This window comes from Pseudomonas sp. R76 (assembly GCF_009834565.1).
GTDB lineage: Bacteria > Pseudomonadota > Gammaproteobacteria > Pseudomonadales > Pseudomonadaceae > Aquipseudomonas.
Window position 1 is genome coordinate 574,052 of record NZ_CP019428.1, and the last position, 16,599, is coordinate 590,650.

Below are 16,599 nucleotides of genomic sequence, written 5' to 3' on the forward strand. Positions count from 1 at the left end.
TTATCGTCACCGCCCTTTGAAAAAGCCCGAGAAATCAAAATGTTAGAAGCATCCCTCAGCCAGCTTGAACAGCTTGTCACTGACCTCGTACAACAAAACCAGGACCTGCTCGGCAGCAATGAATCCCTCAAGGCGGAACTGGCCCGTGCCAAGGATGAAAACGACAGCCTGCAACTGAACCTGATGGAACAGGAAGAAAAACACGGCGCCACTGCCGCGCGCATCCAGGCTCTGGTTGAGCGTGTGAGCGCAGGTCCTGTCGGCGCATGAATGAAGGGATAAAGGTCGTTTCGATTCTCGGAGAGGATTACTCGATCAAGGCGCCGGAAGGGGAAGATCAAACCCTGATGCACGCCGTGACCATGCTCAAGGCCTCCCTGGCCACCACCAAGAAAAAGTACCCGACCCTGATCGGTGACAAATTATTGGTACTGGCCGCGCTGAACCTGTGCGCCGAGCAGATCGAAATGCAAAAGCATCACCAGCAGGAACTCGACCGTTACCAAGAGCAAGTCAGCGCCACGGTCGAAGTGATTTCCAAGGCGATCGGAACGCCTTAGAACCACGCATCCTGCATCCCCAGGCACGTGTCATCGCGTGCCTCCAGAATCGCCAGTTCATGATGGCAGCTCGGCACTTCCCAGGTCAGGAAGTACCGAGCGGCCTGGAGCTTGCCTTTATAGAAGGCAACATCCGCCGTATGGCCCTTGGCCAAGCCTTCCTCGGCGCGAATCGCCTGTTCCAGCCAGCGCCAGCCAATCACCGTGTGCCCGAACACCTTCAAGTACAGCGCCGAATTTGCCAGGCTGCTGTTGACCTTGCCCTGGGCGAGATCCGTCAGCAGGCCAATCGTCACGCTTTGCAGGCGATTAACCAACTGCTCCAGAGGTTCTCGCAGGGCCGTGAGTGACGGGTACTGCTGCGCCCGTGCGCCGGTTTCGGCGATCAAACGGATCAATTGCTTGAGGCCCGCACCGCCATTCTGCGCGAGCTTGCGCCCGAGCAAATCCAGCGACTGGATGCCGTGGGTGCCTTCGTGGATCGGGTTCAGGCGGTTGTCGCGGTAGTACTGCTCCACCGGGTATTCGCGGGTGTAGCCATGGCCGCCGAGAATCTGGATCGCCAGCTCGTTGGCCTTGAGGCAGAACTCCGATGGCCAGGATTTGACGATAGGCGTGAGCAGGTCCAGCAGTTCGTGGGCTTGCTTGCGTTCGGCGTCGGTTTCCAGGGTGGTGGTGTCATCGAACAGCCGCGCGGCATACAGGCCGAGGTCGAAGGCGCCTTCCACGTAGGCTTTTTGAGTCAGCAGCATGCGCTTGATATCGGCGTGCTGAATGATCGAGACCGGCGCGGTGCTGGGGTCTTTGCTGTCCGGCAGGCGACCTTGCGGGCGTTCGCGGGCGTATTCCAGCGAGTAGAGGTAGCCGGCATAACCGAGCATGACTGCGCCCATGCCCACGCCGATGCGCGCCTCGTTCATCATCTGGAACATGCAGCTCAAGCCCTGGTGCGGTTTGCCTACCAGATAGCCGACGCAATGATCGTTATCGCCGAAGTTAAGCGCCGTGGACGTGGTGCCGCGCCAGCCCATCTTGTGGAACAGCCCGGCCAACAGCACGTCATTGCGCGCGCCCAGGCTGCCATCCTCGTTGACCAGGAACTTGGGCACGATAAACAGCGAAATGCCCTTCACCCCGGCTGGCGCGTCCGGCAGCTTGGCCAGCACCATGTGCACGATGTTTTCCGACAGCGGATGGTCGCCACCGGAGATGAAGATCTTGTTGCCCTTGAGCCGATAAGTGCCGTCAGCCACAGGCTCTGCCCGTGTACGAATATCCGACAAGGACGAGCCGGCATGCGGCTCGGTCAACGCCATGGTGCCGAAGAAGCGGCCGTCGATCATCGGTTGCAGGAAGCGCTGCTTCTGCTCCTCGGTGCCGAAACTTTCAATCAGGTTGGCCGCGCCCATTGTGAGGAACGGGTAGGAGGTCGAAGCCGCGTTGGCCGACTGAAAGTGCGCAAAGCATGCCTGGGACAGCAACGTCGGCAGCTGCATGCCGCCTGCTTCGAAACTGCGCGCGGCGTTGAGAAAGCCCGCTTCGAGAAACGCGTCCACGGCCGGTTTCACTTCCGGAATCAGGATCGCCTGGCCGTCTTCATAGCGCGGTTCGTTTTCGTCATTCTTGCGGTTATGCGGCGCGAAGTACTTTTCGGCAATGCTGCGCGCGGTGCTGATGGCCGCATCGAAGGTCTCGCGGTTGTGCTCGGCAAACCGCTCGCGCTGGGTCAGGCCCTCGGCATCGAGGACTTCGTACAGCTCGAAAGCCAGATTGCGGGAACTGAGCAGCGTCTCGGACATGGCGGCTTACCTGTGTTGGGATAGGCCTGAGTCTAAGTGCGCGAATAGAGGCTGGATAGCAAGATTGATTTGCGTGATGCAGAGGCAGAACGAGGGCCGAAGGTGGGATGCGGTCAATGTGGGAGCTGGCTTGCCTGCGATGAGGCAGTACCAGCCGACACCTTTGTCACTGACCCGCCGCTATCGCAGGCAAGCCAGCTCCCACATTTTGACCGCGTTTCGTCAGTTAGCCGATGGTCATCAGGCTGGCGTTACCGCCCGCCGCAGCGGTGTTAACACTCAACGCCCGCTCGATCACCAGGCGCTCCAGCGCAATCGCCGTCTCACCTTGCGACAAACCATGCACGCCAACAATCGCGCCACCACGTTGCGCCACTTGCTGGCACACCGCACGCAGTTGGTCGGAGTCGCCGTGGTGCAAGACTGCGTCGAACACCACTTCGTCCTTGGTCCAGTCAGCCACGCGCTTGATCTTCGCCTGAACGTCCTTCGGCAGACGTGGGAACAATGCCTTGGTCAGGTCAGTTTCCGGCCATACCGCCGAACCGCCTACGGCCAGCACTGCCGCCAGTTGCGTCAGCAGGTCGCCTTCGACGTCCGCCAGACACAGCACGTGCTCGCGGGGCAGGATCGCATAGCTGTTGCGCTCGCCAGTCGGGCCGGCCAGTTGGCGGGTGATACCGCTTTGCGACTGCGCGGCGAATTGGCTGCACAGCGCGCTCAGCTCGCTGAACTTATTGCTGTCGGCCCAGGTTTTCAGGGCGGTCAGCGGTTGGCTCATGGCATCGCGCAGGCGCACGTCCGGTGCGGCCAGCTTGTCGCCACGTACGAAGGATTGTTCGATGGCATCGGTAGGACGCGTCGACAGCAAACGGTACAGGTACAACGGCCCGCCAGCTTTCGGGCCAGTGCCCGACAGGCCTTCGCCGCCGAATGGCTGCACGCCAACCACAGCGCCAACGATGTTGCGGTTCACATACACGTTACCGGCATGCACGTTGTCGATCACCTTGGCGATGGTCTCGTCGATGCGGGTGTGCACGCCCAGGGTCAGGCCATAGCCGGAGGCATTGATCTGCGCGATGAGCTGGTCGATCTCTTTGCGCTTGTAGCGCACCACGTGCAGCACCGGGCCGAAGATCTCGCGTTGCAGTTCGTCGAAGCTTTCCAGCTCGATCAGGGTTGGCATCACGAAGGTGCCGCGCTTGATCTCTTCGCCATCGGCGATTGCCACTTGGTACACGTTGCGGCCTTTGTCGCGCATGGCCTGGATGTGTTTTTCGATACCGGCCTTGGCTTCGGCGTCGATCACCGGCCCGATGTCTACCGACAGGCGCTCCGGGTTGCCCAGGCGGCATTCAGCCATTGCGCCTTTAAGCATTTCGATTACACGGTCTGCCGAATCTTCCTGCAGGCACAGTACGCGCAGGGCCGAGCAGCGTTGGCCGGCACTGTCGAAAGCCGACGAAACAACGTCGATCACCACTTGCTCGGTCAGCGCCGAAGAGTCGACGATCATCGCGTTCTGGCCGCCGGTTTCGGCGATCAGCGGAATCGGGCGGCCCTGGGCATCCAGACGACCGGCGACACTGCGTTGCAGCAGGCGCGCGACTTCGGTGGAGCCGGTGAACATCACGCCTTTGACGCGATCATCACCCACCAGGCGCGCACCGACGCTTTCGCCCTGGCCCGGCAGCAGTTGCAGCACGCCTTCCGGAATACCGGCTTCAAGCAAAATGCGTACGGCTTGTGCCGCCACCAACGGGGTTTGCTCCGCAGGCTTGGCCAATACCGGGTTACCGGCAGCCAGTGCCGCAGCGACTTGGCCGCTGAAGATTGCCAGCGGGAAGTTCCACGGGCTGATGCAGACCACCGGGCCCAACGGGCGGTGGGCGTCGTTGGTGAAATCGTTGCGCGCCTGCACCGCGTAGTAGCGCAGGAAATCTACGGCTTCACGGACTTCGGCGATGGCGTTGGCGAACGTCTTGCCGGCTTCGCGGGCCAACAGGCCCATCAACGGCTGAATCTCGCCTTCCATCAAGTCGGCGGCACGCTCCAGGATCGCGGCGCGTTCGGCGGGCGGGGTAGCCTGCCAGATCGGGCCGGCGTTGATGGCGCACTGGATCGCATTGTCGACGTCTTGGACGGTGGCTTCCTGTACATGGCCGACCACGTCACGCAGGTCGGACGGGTTCAGCACCGGTGCAGCGGCTTCATTGCTGGAGGCGCAGCCCAGCATCGGCGCGGCTTTCCAGTCGTTATGCGCGGTGGCCAGCAAGGCACAAGACAGGGACGCCAAGCGGTGTTCGTTGGCCAGGTCAATGCCCGCCGAGTTGGCGCGGTCGCTGCCATACAGTTCACGCGGCAGTGGAATACGCGGGTGCGGCAGGCCGAAGCCACCTTCCAGCGTTGCCATCTGCTCGATGTTGGCCACTGGGTCGGCCACCAACTCCTGGATCGAGATGGTGTGGTCGGCAATGCGGTTGACGAACGAGGTGTTGGCGCCGTTTTCCAGCAGGCGACGCACCAGGTAAGCCAGCAATGTTTCGTGGGTGCCGACCGGTGCGTACACGCGGCACGGACGGTTCAGCTTGCCTTCGGAAACTTTGCCTACAACCTGCTCGTACAGCGGTTCACCCATGCCGTGCAGGCACTGGAACTCGTACTGGCCGGGGTAATAGTTCTGACCGGCAATATGGTAAATCGCCGACAGCGTGTGGGCGTTGTGCGTGGCGAACTGCGGGTAGATGGCTTCCGGCACCGACAGCAGTTTGCGTGCACAGGCGATGTAGGAAACGTCGGTGTACACCTTGCGGGTGTACACCGGGTAGCCTTCCAGGCCTTCGACCTGAGCGCGCTTGATCTCGCTGTCCCAGTACGCGCCTTTCACCAGGCGGATCATCAGGCGATGGCGGCTGCGGCGCGCCAGGTCGATGACGTAGTCGATCACATACGGGCAGCGCTTCTGGTACGCCTGGATCACAAAACCGATGCCGTTCCAGCCGGTCAATTGCGGTTCGAAGCACAGGCGTTCGAGCAGGTCCAGCGACAGCTCAAGGCGGTCGGCTTCTTCGGCGTCGATGTTCAGGCCGATGTCGTACTGCTTGGCCAGCAAGGTCAGCGAAAGCAGGCGCGGGTACAGCTCATCCATCACGCGCTCGTACTGCGCACGGCTGTAACGCGGGTGCAGGGCGGAGAGCTTGATGGAAATGCCCGGGCCTTCATAAATCCCACGGCCGTGAGAGGCTTTGCCGATGGAGTGAATGGCTTGTTCGTACGAGGCCAGGTACTTCTGGGCATCGTGTTCGGTCAGTGCGGCTTCGCCGAGCATGTCGTAGGAATAGCGGAAGCCCTTGGCTTCGAACTTGCTCGCATTGGCCAGGGCTTCGGCGATGGTTTCGCCGGTAACGAATTGCTCGCCCATCAGGCGCATGGCCATGTCGACGCCCTTGCGGATCATCGGCTCGCCGCTCTTGCCGATGATGCGGCTCAGGGACGAGGTCAAGCCTGCCTCGTTGTGCGTGGCCACAAGTTTGCCGGTCAGCAGCAAGCCCCACGTGGCGGCATTGACGAACAGCGACGGGCTGTTGCCCAGGTGCGGCTGCCAGTTGCCGGTGCTGATCTTGTCGCGGATCAGCGCGTCGCGGGTGCCCTTGTCCGGGATGCGCAGCAGCGCTTCGGCCAGGCACATCAATGCCACGCCTTCCTGGGACGACAGGGAAAATTCTTGCAGCAGGCCCTGAACAATGCCGGCACGGCCGCCGGCGCTTTTCTGATTGCGCAATTTTTCGGCAATCGAGGCGGCCAGCTTGTTAGTCGCTTCAGCCATCGGCTGAGGCAGGCGTGCCTGCTCGATCAGCATCGGCACCACTTCCGGCTCGGGGCGGCGGTAGGCGGCGGTGATCGAGGCGCGCAATACCGATTGCGGCAGGATGCTTTCGGCGAACTCCAGGAAGCACTGGTGGGCGTGGTCCGGCTGGACTTCGCCTGCGTCTTCAGCGTCCTTGTTGCCCGAGCCATTGAGCTCGGTCAGGGTTGCACCACCCTCGATTTTCTCCAGGTAATTGAAAATCGCCTGCTTGATCAGCCAGTGCGGCGTGCGATCAATGGAGGTCGCGGCGGCCTTGAGGCGTTCGCGGGTTGGGTCGTCGAGTTTGACCCCAAGGGTGGTCGTAGCCATCTTTTTATCCTCATGGGTGCCACTACTGCGTGGCATCTGCTGGCGGCAAGATTAGCTTTGCGCATGCAGAGGTGCAACCGGGTGCAACCCAAATTGTTCAGGATTTTTTTGATCGTGATCGGGAAAAAATCCGGCCTTCGACGGAATCCGCTCCTCCTTGGTGCGTTTGCTTCTGAGATCGGCTGTTCTTGCTCCGAAAAGGAGCAAAAAACCGATGTTTTGCCCTAAACATACCCAGGTGCAACTTATTCTCAAGAAACTGGTTGCACCTTATTTACTTTGTTGAATAGCATTCGCGCCCAAGGTGCAACCAGCTGCAAGGTTCGGTTCATCGGCTGGCGGCTTTCCTGGGGAAACGCCAGTCATAAATGCACGGCACGCAGTTTCGTCTACCCGGTTATCCACGGGTGGCCGTCTGACTCAGACCGTCGCTACATAAAAACAAAGCCAGGGCGTCACTTCTTATGAGCGTTAGCAACCCCACCCTGATCACGTTTGTGATCTACATCGCAGCAATGGTGCTGATCGGCTTCATGGCCTATCGCTCCACCAACAACCTCTCCGATTACATCCTCGGCGGTCGCAGCCTCGGCAGTGTGGTCACCGCGTTGTCGGCTGGTGCCTCCGATATGAGCGGCTGGTTGTTGATGGGCCTGCCGGGCGCGATCTACATGTCCGGCCTGTCGGAAAGCTGGATCGCCATTGGCCTGATCGTCGGCGCGTACCTGAACTGGTTGTTCGTCGCTGGCCGCTTGCGGGTGCAGACCGAACACAACGGCGACGCCCTGACGCTGCCGGATTATTTCTCCAGCCGTTTCGAAGATAAAAGCGGCCTGCTGCGGATCATCTCTGCAGTGGTGATCCTGGTGTTCTTCACTATTTATTGCGCGTCCGGCATCGTCGCCGGTGCCCGTCTGTTTGAAAGCACTTTCGGCATGTCCTACGAGACGGCGCTGTGGGCCGGTGCTGCCGCGACGATTGCCTACACCTTCGTCGGTGGTTTCCTGGCAGTCAGCTGGACAGATACTGTGCAAGCCACACTGATGATCTTCGCGCTGATCCTCACGCCGATCATCGTGCTGCTGGCCACCGGTGGCGTCGACACCACCTTCCTGGCGATCGAAGCCAAGAACCCTGACAACTTCAACATGCTGAAAAACACCACGTTCATCGGCATCATCTCGCTGATGGGCTGGGGCCTGGGTTACTTCGGCCAGCCGCACATCCTCGCGCGTTTCATGGCGGCGGATTCGGTGAAGTCGATTGCCAAGGCACGCCGCATCTCCATGACCTGGATGATCCTGTGCCTGGGCGGCACCGTGGCGGTGGGTTTCTTCGGTATCGCTTACTTCTCGGCGCACCCGGAAGTGGCCGGCCCGGTCAACGAGAACCACGAACGCGTGTTCATCGAACTGGCCAAGCTGCTGTTCAACCCATGGATTGCCGGCGTGCTGCTGTCGGCTATTCTGGCGGCGGTGATGAGCACCCTGAGCTGCCAACTGCTGGTGTGCTCCAGCGCGCTGACCGAAGACTTCTACAAAACCTTCCTGCGCAAAAACGCCTCCCAGGTTGAACTGGTGTGGGTCGGCCGCGCCATGGTGTTGCTGGTGGCGCTGATCGCCATCGCCATGGCCGCCAACCCGAACAACCGCGTGCTGGGCCTGGTGAGCTACGCCTGGGCCGGTTTCGGCGCCGCGTTCGGGCCTGTGGTGCTGATCTCGGTGATCTGGAAACACATGACCCGCAACGGCGCACTGGCCGGCATCCTGGTCGGTGCGGTGACGGTGATTGTGTGGAAGCACTTCGAGCTGCTGGGCCTGTACGAAATCATCCCTGGCTTCATCTTTGCCAGCCTGGCGATCTACGTCGTCAGCAAGCTGGGCGCACCGACTGCCGGTATGGTCGAGCGTTTTGATGCTGCGGAAAAAGACTACAACCTCAACAAGTAATTCTTCGGGTGCCTATCGCCCGTTGAGTTGAAGAAAAGGCCCGCATCCTACGGATGGCGGGCCTTTTTTATGGCGGGTTCAGTCAGCATCCGCTTGATTAAGAAAAATCAGCACGCCCAGAATCGCCATGTAGAACTTGAACGCCGCTTCCTGGCCGTTCCACTGATGGGATTGCCACATCAAGAACCATTCCCCGCCCACCACCATAAAACCAAAAAACCACACCACAAAGCCGAGGGCGAGGCCGGTGGTTGCGCGGGCTTTGGCGCGGTTGAAGTCGCTACCGCTGGCGTGTCGTGCGCGCCACAGAGACAGCGCACCCCAGGCCAGCAACAGCGCGCAGAGCGCCTCTCCCAGGATGATCAGCGCATAGGCCGCGTGCCACAGCCATGGCGTAGTGATTGAGCGGTACATGGCCGCGTTACCAGGGAACGTGGTGTCCATGCTCAACACGTGTTGGACGAAGGCGAAGTTGGAGCCGTAGTCCGTGATGTTGTTGAACGCAACCATGCTGGCGAAGGCGGCTAGGGCGAGGGTCAAGATGATTTTTGCGTAGCGGATGGCCATGCTTTTTCCAGTGATCCGGCGAGAAAGGGACAATTACGCTAGCACGGCGGTGGCGTGCTTTCGACGCAGGGAACATGAAGAATCGGGCACTCATGGCGTAGGAACATACTGATTTGGCCGCGCGGCGCTCAGGAGGGCAAAAAGCTGGTGCAGAATCGACCGCCCACCCCCTCGCAGAGAAACACCGGATGTTCGCTCCTGCCAATGAAAGCGCGTTTACCCTGACCCTCGATGGGCAGCCCAGCGATCTGAAGGTCTATGGGTTCTCGGGCAATGAATTTCTTAGCCTGCCCTTTAGCTTTGATCTTGAGCTGGTCAGCGAACAAGCCGATCTTGACCTTGAAAGTCTGATGCACCGTCAGGCTTTCCTGGGGTTTGACGCTGATGGCCACGGTATTCACGGCCTGGTATATAAGGTGGCCCAGGGCGATGCGGGCAAGCGTCTTACCCGTTACCAGATCACCTTGGTGCCGCAGTTGGCTTATCTGCATCACAGTACGCACCAGCGGATTTTCCAGAAACAGACTGTGCCCCAGATCATTGCACGGGTGTTGGAGGCCCAGTCGATCCAGGCTGACACCTTCGCGTTTCAACTAAGTGGCAAGTACCCCGAACGTGAGTACTGTGTTCAATTCGGTGAAACCGACCTTGAGTTCATTCAACGCTTGTGTGACGAGTCGGGCATTCACTACCACTTCCAGCACAGCCCTGAGCGTCACCTATTGGTGTTCGGCGATGACCAGAGTGTCTTTATCCAACAGGATCAAACCACCCCTTACTCGCCCGGTACTGGGATGGTTGCCGATGCGCCTGCGATCAAGCGCTTTACCCTGGCACTGGAAACCCGCACGACCGGTGTAGATCTGCGCGACTACGATTTCAAGAAGCCGAAACTTGTATTGGAAAGTGCAGCATCCGGCGAGCAACGGCCCGCCCTGGGCGAGCAGCTTTACCCCGGATACTTCACGGATCGCGAGCATGGCAAGTACCAGGCGCAGCGCCGGTTGGAACGTCATCGCAGCGATTACCGAAAAGCCAGCGGTTTCAGCGACCAACCGGCCTTGGTCACTGGGCAGTTTTTGAAGATGACCGGGCACCCTCGTCAGGAATGGAATGATTTGTGGCTCGTTACCTATGTGTACCATGTGGGGCAGCAGCCTCAAGTATTGGAGGAGTCAGCCCCTGGCGATAAATCGCCTCAGGGCTACAACAACGATTTTCATGCAACACCTTGGGATGTGCCGTTTCGAACGCCGCTGATCCTGTCCCGCCCACAAATATCCGGTTACCAGAACGCGGTGGTCACAGGGCCAGCAGACAGTGAGATCCATTGCGACGAATACGGCCGGGTCAAAGTGCAGATGGCCTGGGACCGCGACGGCGAACACAATGAGCACTCCAGTTGCTGGCTGCGGGTAGCCAGCGGCTGGGCCCACGACCGTTATGGTGCGGTACTGATCCCGCGGGTCGGTATGGAGGTGTTGGTAGGTTTCGTGAATGGCGACATAGATATGCCGCTGGTGATGGGTTGCCTGCCCAATGCGGCCAACCCCGTGCCCCTCGACCTGCCGGCGGACAAGACCCGCAGTATCTTGCGCAGCCACAGCAGCCCTGGCGGTGGTGGCTATAACGAACTGCGCATTGAAGACCGCAAGGGCGCCGAGGAAATCTACCTGCGTGCCCAGCGCGATTGGACCCAGCACGTGCTGAATGACCAGCACGTGCAGGTCGATAACGAACGGCGGGTGAAGGTGGGCGGCGAGTCGCATCACGAGCTGCAAGGCGAAGAGCAGCGCATTACCCATGGCAACCGCCTCACCGAGCTCAAGCAGGATGATCATCTGGTGGTCGGTGGTTCGCAGCAGATGCGCGCGGGGCGGACGATTCAGATCGGAGCAGGGCAAAGCGTTGTTATCGACGCCGGTGCCAGCGTTACGATCCAGGCGGGCGGGCAGTCGATCACGCTGTCGGCGGGCGGCATTTTCAGCAGCGTGCCGATTCAACTGGGTGGTGCACCCGCTGCCGCAGCTGCGCCGTTACTACCGGGCATCAAGGAAGCGCTGGCGGCGGTTGTTCCCGCACCGCTCAGCCGCGTGCAAGTGGCCAGCCTGAAACGCAGCGCGCCATTTTGCGAAGAGTGTGAGCGCTGCAAGAACGGCCAATGTGATATCGCCGACCACACCCAGGTTCGACCTTAAAAGGATTTTACCCGTATGCCTCACTCCTTGACTCCACACACCTGGCTGGCCGAATTTCCTTTGCTGCCCGATGAGCGAATTTTCGCGGTATTGGGCAGTGCCAGCGACGCTAAACCCTATGCCGCCTGGCAAGCCATGGCCGTCGGACTGCCGCCCCAGCCAATCTGGGCAGGCAGCGCCTACGCGCAATGGAATGAAGTAATGCCTTACGTTGCCGTCATCGAGCCCGGCAGCGCCTTTCTCGACTGGGTCGCCACCACCGACTCAACGGATTGGGGCTGGCTGGCAGTATCATCCAGCCCGCTGGAAACCGTGGTGGCGCACCTGCAAAGCCTGACCAAGGTGTTGCTGCCTGACGGCCAGCAGGTATTTTTACGTTTCTGGGATGGCGCTCAATGGCAGCCGATTGTGCAAACGTTGGGTGACGCGGCGGGGAAGGTGTTGCCGGTATTCCAGCGCTATCTGATCAATGGCCAACCGCTGGTCGTGGCGACTGGCCCGGTTACGGCCGCCAACACCAGCCCATGGTGGCAAGTGCCTGCCTCGTTACTGGCGCATCTGGCGGAACAATCACCCCACGTGCTGATCGACAACCTGCTGCAATGGCTCGAAGAACAGCGACCCGACCTGTATACCGCCTTCACGCCTGCGACCTTGCGCCACAAGGTCGCCTACTTTGCGCGCAGGCCGGGTATCAGTCATGAAGCACTGACTGAGTACCTGACCTTAGAGATGAATTGAGCCCAGCGCGGGGCAAGCCCGCTCGCCACACTCTGCCCCTTTGCTCCGGTAGAAGGTAAACTTCGCCCCCTGCGCAGGAGCAACCATGAATTATCGTCACGCCTTTCACGCCGGCAACCACGCCGATGTCTTCAAACACTTGACCTTGACCCGCCTCATCGCCTTGATGTCGCGCAAGGAGCAGCCGTTCGCCTACCTCGATACCCACGCCGGGATCGGGCTGTACGACCTGCAAGGTGATCAGGCCAACCGCACCGGTGAATACCTGGAAGGCATCGCCCGCCTGTGGGGCGAGAGTGACCTGCCGCCGCTGACGGCCGACTACATGCGCGTGCTGCACGAGATGAACCCGGATGGCCAGTTGCGCTACTACCCTGGTTCGCCGGAGCTGGCGCGCCGCCTCACACGGCCTCAGGACCGTGTGCTGCTGAATGAAAAACACCCGGAAGACGGCGTGTTGCTCAAGGACAACATGAAAGGCGATCGCCGTGTCAAAGTGCATTTGGGCGAAGGCTGGCATGTGCCGCGCGCCTTGCTGCCGGTGCCGGAAAAGCGCGCGTTGATGCTGATCGATCCGCCGTTTGAAAAGCTCGACGAAATGCAGCGCTGTGCAGCGTCCCTCAAGGAAGCGGTCAGCCGCATGCGCCAGACTGTTGCAGCGATCTGGTATCCAGTGAAAGACCAGCGCATGTTGCGTCGCTTCTACCAGGACCTGGCCGGCACCGGTGCGCCGAAGTTGCTGCGGGTGGAGTTATTGGTGCATCCGCTGGACACGCCCAATACCCTCACGGGCTCGGGCCTGGCGATTGCCAACCCGCCGTGGGGGCTGGAAGAGGAGTTGCGTGAACTGCTGCCGTGGCTGTCCAAGAAACTTGGCCAGACCCAGGGCGGGTGGCAGATGGATTGGCTTATCGCTGAGTAACTGATCGTTCCCACGCTCTGCGTGGGAATGTATCTTGTGACGCTCCGCGTCACGCCTCAAGAGCGGACGCAGAGCGTCCCTGTCGGCATTCCCACGCGGAGCGTGGGAACGATCATCATCGGCGCTGCCCTTAGATCGGGCAGGTGACGCCGGTGCCGCCAATCCCGCAATACCCTTGCGGATTCTTCGCCAGGTACTGCTGGTGATACGCCTCGGCGAAGTACACCGTCGGCGCTTCTTCGATTTCCGTGGTGATGGTGCCCAGGCCAGCCTTGGTCAGCTCAGCCTGATACGCCTCGGCGCTGGCCTTCGCCGCTTCCAGGTGCTCAGGTTTCACGGCGTAGATCACCGAACGGTACTGGCTGCCGATGTCGTTGCCCTGGCGCATGCCCTGGGTCGGGTTGTGCAGTTCCCAGAACATTTTGAGCAGCTCTTCGTAACTGATCTTGTCTTGATCAAACACCACCAGTACCACTTCGCTATGGCCGGTCAGGCCCGAGCAGACTTCTTCGTACGTCGGGTTCGGCGTGTAACCACCGGCATAACCGACCACAGTGCTGACCACGCCGTCGCGCTGCCAGAACCGGCGTTCGGCACCCCAGAAGCAGCCGAGACCGAAGATCGCGAACTCTACGTTGTCGACAAACGGGCCGAGCAGCGGGTTGCCGTTGACGAAATGCGTCTCTGGCAGCGCCATCGGGGTTTCACGGCCAGGCAAAGCTTGTTCTTGAGTGGGCAACACGTTTTTGTTCACCAGAATTTCCGAGCGCAAGACCATGATCAGTCCTCTCGTCAGGTTGAGTTAGCGGTAAAGATTCAGACAGCCAGTGTGCCCGAGTGTTACAGCGCTGTCAGGCGATTGGCCCGCGCGGGTAGCGTTTAAGCTTCTCGAGCAGCTCTGCACCGGGGATCGGCCGGTCGAAGAGGTAGCCTTGGCCCACATCGCAGCGATGCCGGCGCAGGAACGCCAGTTGCTCGGCGGTCTCGATGCCTTCGGCCACCACCTTGAGCTTGAGGTTGTGGGCCATGGCGATAACCGCCGAGGTGATTTCCATGTCGTCCTGGTTGTCCGGGATTTCGTGGATAAAACTGCGATCGATCTTGATGATGTCGATGGGGAATTTTTTCAGGTAGCTCAGCGATGAGTAACCCGTGCCGAAGTCGTCCATGGCCAGGGTCAGGCCAAAACTCTTCAGTTGGTCCAGTTGCAGGCGCGTGTCTTCGGTGGCTTCCAGCAGCAGGCCTTCGGTCAGCTCCAGCTCCAGCAGGTTGGCTGGCAACTGTTCTTCCTTGAGGATGGTGGCAATCGAGGCCACCAGGTCCGGGTCGGAGAACTGCTTGGGCGACAGGTTGATCGCCACCTGCAAATTGCCCATGCCTGCGGCGGTCAGCTGACGGCTCATGCGGCAGGCCTGGCGTGCGATCCATTTGCCGATCGGGATGATCAGGCCGGTTTCTTCTGCCACGCTGATGAATTGATCAGGGCGGATCATGCCCTTTTCCGGGTGGTTCCAGCGCAGCAGCGCTTCCATGGCCAGCAAGCGGCCGCTGCGCAGGCACAGTTTGGGCTGGTAGAACACGTCCAGCTCGTTCTGAGTCAGGGCGCGGCGCAGGTTGTTTTCCACGAACAGCTTGTAACTGGCCTCGGCATTCAGTGCCTCGGTAAACACCTGTACCTGGTGTTTGCCGTTGGCTTTGGCCTTGTGCAGCGCCAACCCGGCGTTACGCATCAGGGTTTGCGGGTCGCGGCCATGCAGAGGCGCACAGGCCAGGCCCACGGAGCCGGTGACACTGATCAACTGGTTGTCGACGAACATCGGTTTGTCGAGGGTCGCCAGCAATTGGCTGGCGACCTGCTGGCCAGTCTCCAGGTCGGTGTCGTCGAGCAACACCGCAAACTCATTACTGGCAAACCGCGCGAGGCTGCCACTGGCACTCAGGCTGTTGCGCAGGCGGCGCGCCAGGCTGATCAGCAGCTTGTCGCCCGTTTGGTGGCCAAGGCTGTCGTTGATCCGCTTGAAGTTGTCGATGTCCACCAGCAACAGGCTGATCGGGCTGTCGCTGTCGCGGGCAAAGCGCTCGTCGAGGTTGCGGATAAACGCCGGGCGGTTGCCCAGGTTGGTCAGGTTGTCGGTGTAGGCCAGGCGCTCGATGCGCTGCTGGGCCAGCTTGGTCTGGGTGATGTCTTCGTAGATGCCGATGTAGTGCGTCAGCTCACGGTTGTCGCCATACACTTTGGAAATCGACAGCTGGCCCCAGTAGGGTTCGAGGTTCTTGCGTCGGCTCTTGAACTCACCCTGCCAACTGTTGCTCTTGGCCAGGCTCGACGGCGCGTCGAACAGCAGTTCGCTGAGGTTCTCCAGCGCCGGCAACTGCGCCAGGCGATGGCCATGGACTTCTTCGGCGCTGTACTGGGTGATCGCGGTGAAGCTGGGGTTGACGTACTCCACCACGCCGTCGCAATTGACCAGCAAAAAGGCGTTGGCGCTTTGCTCCACGGCTCGCTGGAACAGGTGCAGCGCGCTGGTGGCGGTGCGCCGGTTGTGGTTGTTGATCACTTGCGCGAATTGGTCCGCCAGCTCGCCGGCAAAGGCGATCTCATCGGCCTGCCAGGCACGCGAGCTGCCGCGTTGTTCCAGGCACAACACGCCGATCACCTGGCCATCGACGCGGATGCTGGCGTCGAGCATGGCGTGCACATCCTTGGCGCGCAGGCTCTCGGCCATTTCCCGGGTGCGCGGGTCGCGCATCGCATGGGTGGCGTCGATGGCGCGGCTCGAATGCAGGGCTTCCAGGTAGTCCGGGAAGCCGCTGGCGTCGATTGCTTCAGGCAAGTGGTGTTGTTGGTCGTCGCGGTGGTACGCCGAGATCGGCACCAGGCGCTGGCCTTCAAGGTTCCAGATGCTCGCGCAATCGATCTGGTAGATATCGCAGGCGCTGCGGGTGATCAGCTCGGCGGCTTCCTGCAACGAATTGGGCGTGGTGTAGCGCTGGCGCGCCAGCAGCAGGATCAGCTCCTGTTGGGCGCGCACGCGTTCCAGGTGCTGCAATTGTTCCTGCTGGGCGCGCTGGTTGAGTTCCAGGGCGATCTGCAGGCGGCTGTTCTGGTTTTCCAGGTCGGCCGTCGGGGCGGCGGTGGGGATTTCGCTGAACAGGCCGTCGACCACCATCAGGTAGCCGCGCAGCAGGTGACGGTTGTGTTGTTTGTAGGCCTCGCCCATTTCCAGCAGGCTCAGCGGGCCGTCATTGGTGTGCAGGGTGTAGCGCACCAGGTAATGCGGGCTCTGGGTCAGTTGCTGCTGGATCGCATCGTGCAGCTGATAGCGCGCTTGAGGTTCCATCAAGCTGGCGTAGGGTGTGCCGACCAATGCACACAGTTCCATCGCCGGCAGACCGAATTGGCGCTCGCAATTGGGGTCGAGGTACAGCAGCGCCCAGCTTGCCTCATTAAGCCGCTCGAAACGCAGCATACCGAGGCGCGAGGGCACCGGTAACTGCGTCACTACCTCGGCCGCCATACGGGCGACATCGGGTTGGCTTTTCATGGGGAAACTCGCTTGGGAAAATGCGCACGGCGCCGGGCTCACGCCCTCTTTACTGTCGCCTGCGGCAAGGTTGCATCATGCAGCACGCACTGACAAGAGAGGATGAAGGCTAAGTGCTATATGGCTGTTATCGGCCGC

Annotated in this window: 11 protein-coding genes; 6 read left to right on the forward strand and 5 right to left on the reverse strand. The window is 60.7% G+C overall.

Annotated elements, in window-relative coordinates:
- Window positions 1-39 precede the first annotated feature (39 nt).
- The gene (locus PspR76_RS02505; protein ID WP_138817172.1) at window positions 40-270 is read left to right on the forward strand and encodes a hypothetical protein; all 231 of its coding nucleotides are present in this window, start codon (window positions 40-42) and stop codon (window positions 268-270) included.
- Complete coding sequence (locus PspR76_RS02510) at window positions 267-560, forward strand: cell division protein ZapA (protein ID WP_159953819.1); 294 nt, start codon at window positions 267-269, stop codon at window positions 558-560. Before PspR76_RS02505 ends, PspR76_RS02510 begins: the two co-directional genes overlap by 4 nt.
- Here the strand turns inward: PspR76_RS02510 and PspR76_RS02515 are convergent.
- Window positions 557-2,359, reverse strand: coding sequence for an acyl-CoA dehydrogenase (locus PspR76_RS02515; protein ID WP_159953820.1), 1,803 nt, complete (start codon window positions 2,357-2,359; stop codon window positions 557-559). The genes PspR76_RS02510 and PspR76_RS02515 overlap by 4 nt on opposite strands.
- 226 nt (window positions 2,360-2,585) lie before the next feature.
- Window positions 2,586-6,539 (reverse strand): trifunctional transcriptional regulator/proline dehydrogenase/L-glutamate gamma-semialdehyde dehydrogenase, encoded by a 3,954-nt coding sequence (gene putA, locus PspR76_RS02520; RefSeq protein WP_159953821.1) that lies wholly within the window; start codon window positions 6,537-6,539, stop codon window positions 2,586-2,588.
- A gap of 464 nt (window positions 6,540-7,003) precedes the next feature.
- Between putA and putP the strand changes: the two genes are divergently transcribed.
- Window positions 7,004-8,488, forward strand: a complete 1,485-nt coding sequence (gene putP / locus PspR76_RS02525; RefSeq protein WP_159953822.1) for a sodium/proline symporter PutP — start codon at window positions 7,004-7,006, stop codon at window positions 8,486-8,488.
- A 78-nt stretch (window positions 8,489-8,566) separates the two neighbouring features.
- Here putP and PspR76_RS02530 read toward each other — a convergent pair whose 3' ends face one another.
- Window positions 8,567-9,055, reverse strand: a complete 489-nt coding sequence (locus tag PspR76_RS02530; RefSeq protein ID WP_159953823.1) for a DUF2165 family protein — start codon at window positions 9,053-9,055, stop codon at window positions 8,567-8,569.
- Between the two features lie 188 nt (window positions 9,056-9,243).
- Here PspR76_RS02530 and PspR76_RS02535 point away from each other — a divergent pair, with 188 nt between their 5' ends.
- The 3 genes from PspR76_RS02535 (at window position 9,244) to PspR76_RS02545 (ending at window position 12,916) form a co-directional block, all read left to right on the forward strand.
- The gene (locus PspR76_RS02535; protein WP_159953824.1) at window positions 9,244-11,253 is read left to right on the forward strand and encodes a type VI secretion system Vgr family protein; all 2,010 of its coding nucleotides are present in this window, start codon (window positions 9,244-9,246) and stop codon (window positions 11,251-11,253) included.
- Window positions 11,254-11,268: 15 nt separating this feature from the next.
- Window positions 11,269-11,994, forward strand: coding sequence for a DUF4123 domain-containing protein (locus tag PspR76_RS02540; RefSeq protein WP_159953825.1), 726 nt, complete (start codon window positions 11,269-11,271; stop codon window positions 11,992-11,994).
- A gap of 85 nt (window positions 11,995-12,079) precedes the next feature.
- Entirely contained in the window at window positions 12,080-12,916 is an 837-nt protein-coding gene (locus tag PspR76_RS02545) for a 23S rRNA (adenine(2030)-N(6))-methyltransferase RlmJ (RefSeq protein ID WP_016975658.1), read from the forward strand.
- Window positions 12,917-13,046: 130 nt separating this feature from the next.
- Here the strand turns inward: PspR76_RS02545 and msrA are convergent, their stop codons facing one another.
- A complete protein-coding gene (gene msrA, locus PspR76_RS02550; protein WP_159953826.1) occupies window positions 13,047-13,694 on the reverse strand; it encodes a peptide-methionine (S)-S-oxide reductase MsrA in 648 nt (215 codons plus the stop codon).
- A gap of 73 nt (window positions 13,695-13,767) precedes the next feature.
- Window positions 13,768-16,461 carry a putative bifunctional diguanylate cyclase/phosphodiesterase gene (locus PspR76_RS02555; protein ID WP_159953827.1) on the reverse strand — a complete coding sequence of 898 codons (2,694 nt, stop codon included), beginning with the start codon at window positions 16,459-16,461 and terminating at the stop codon, window positions 13,768-13,770.
- Window positions 16,462-16,599: the final 138 nt, after the last annotated feature.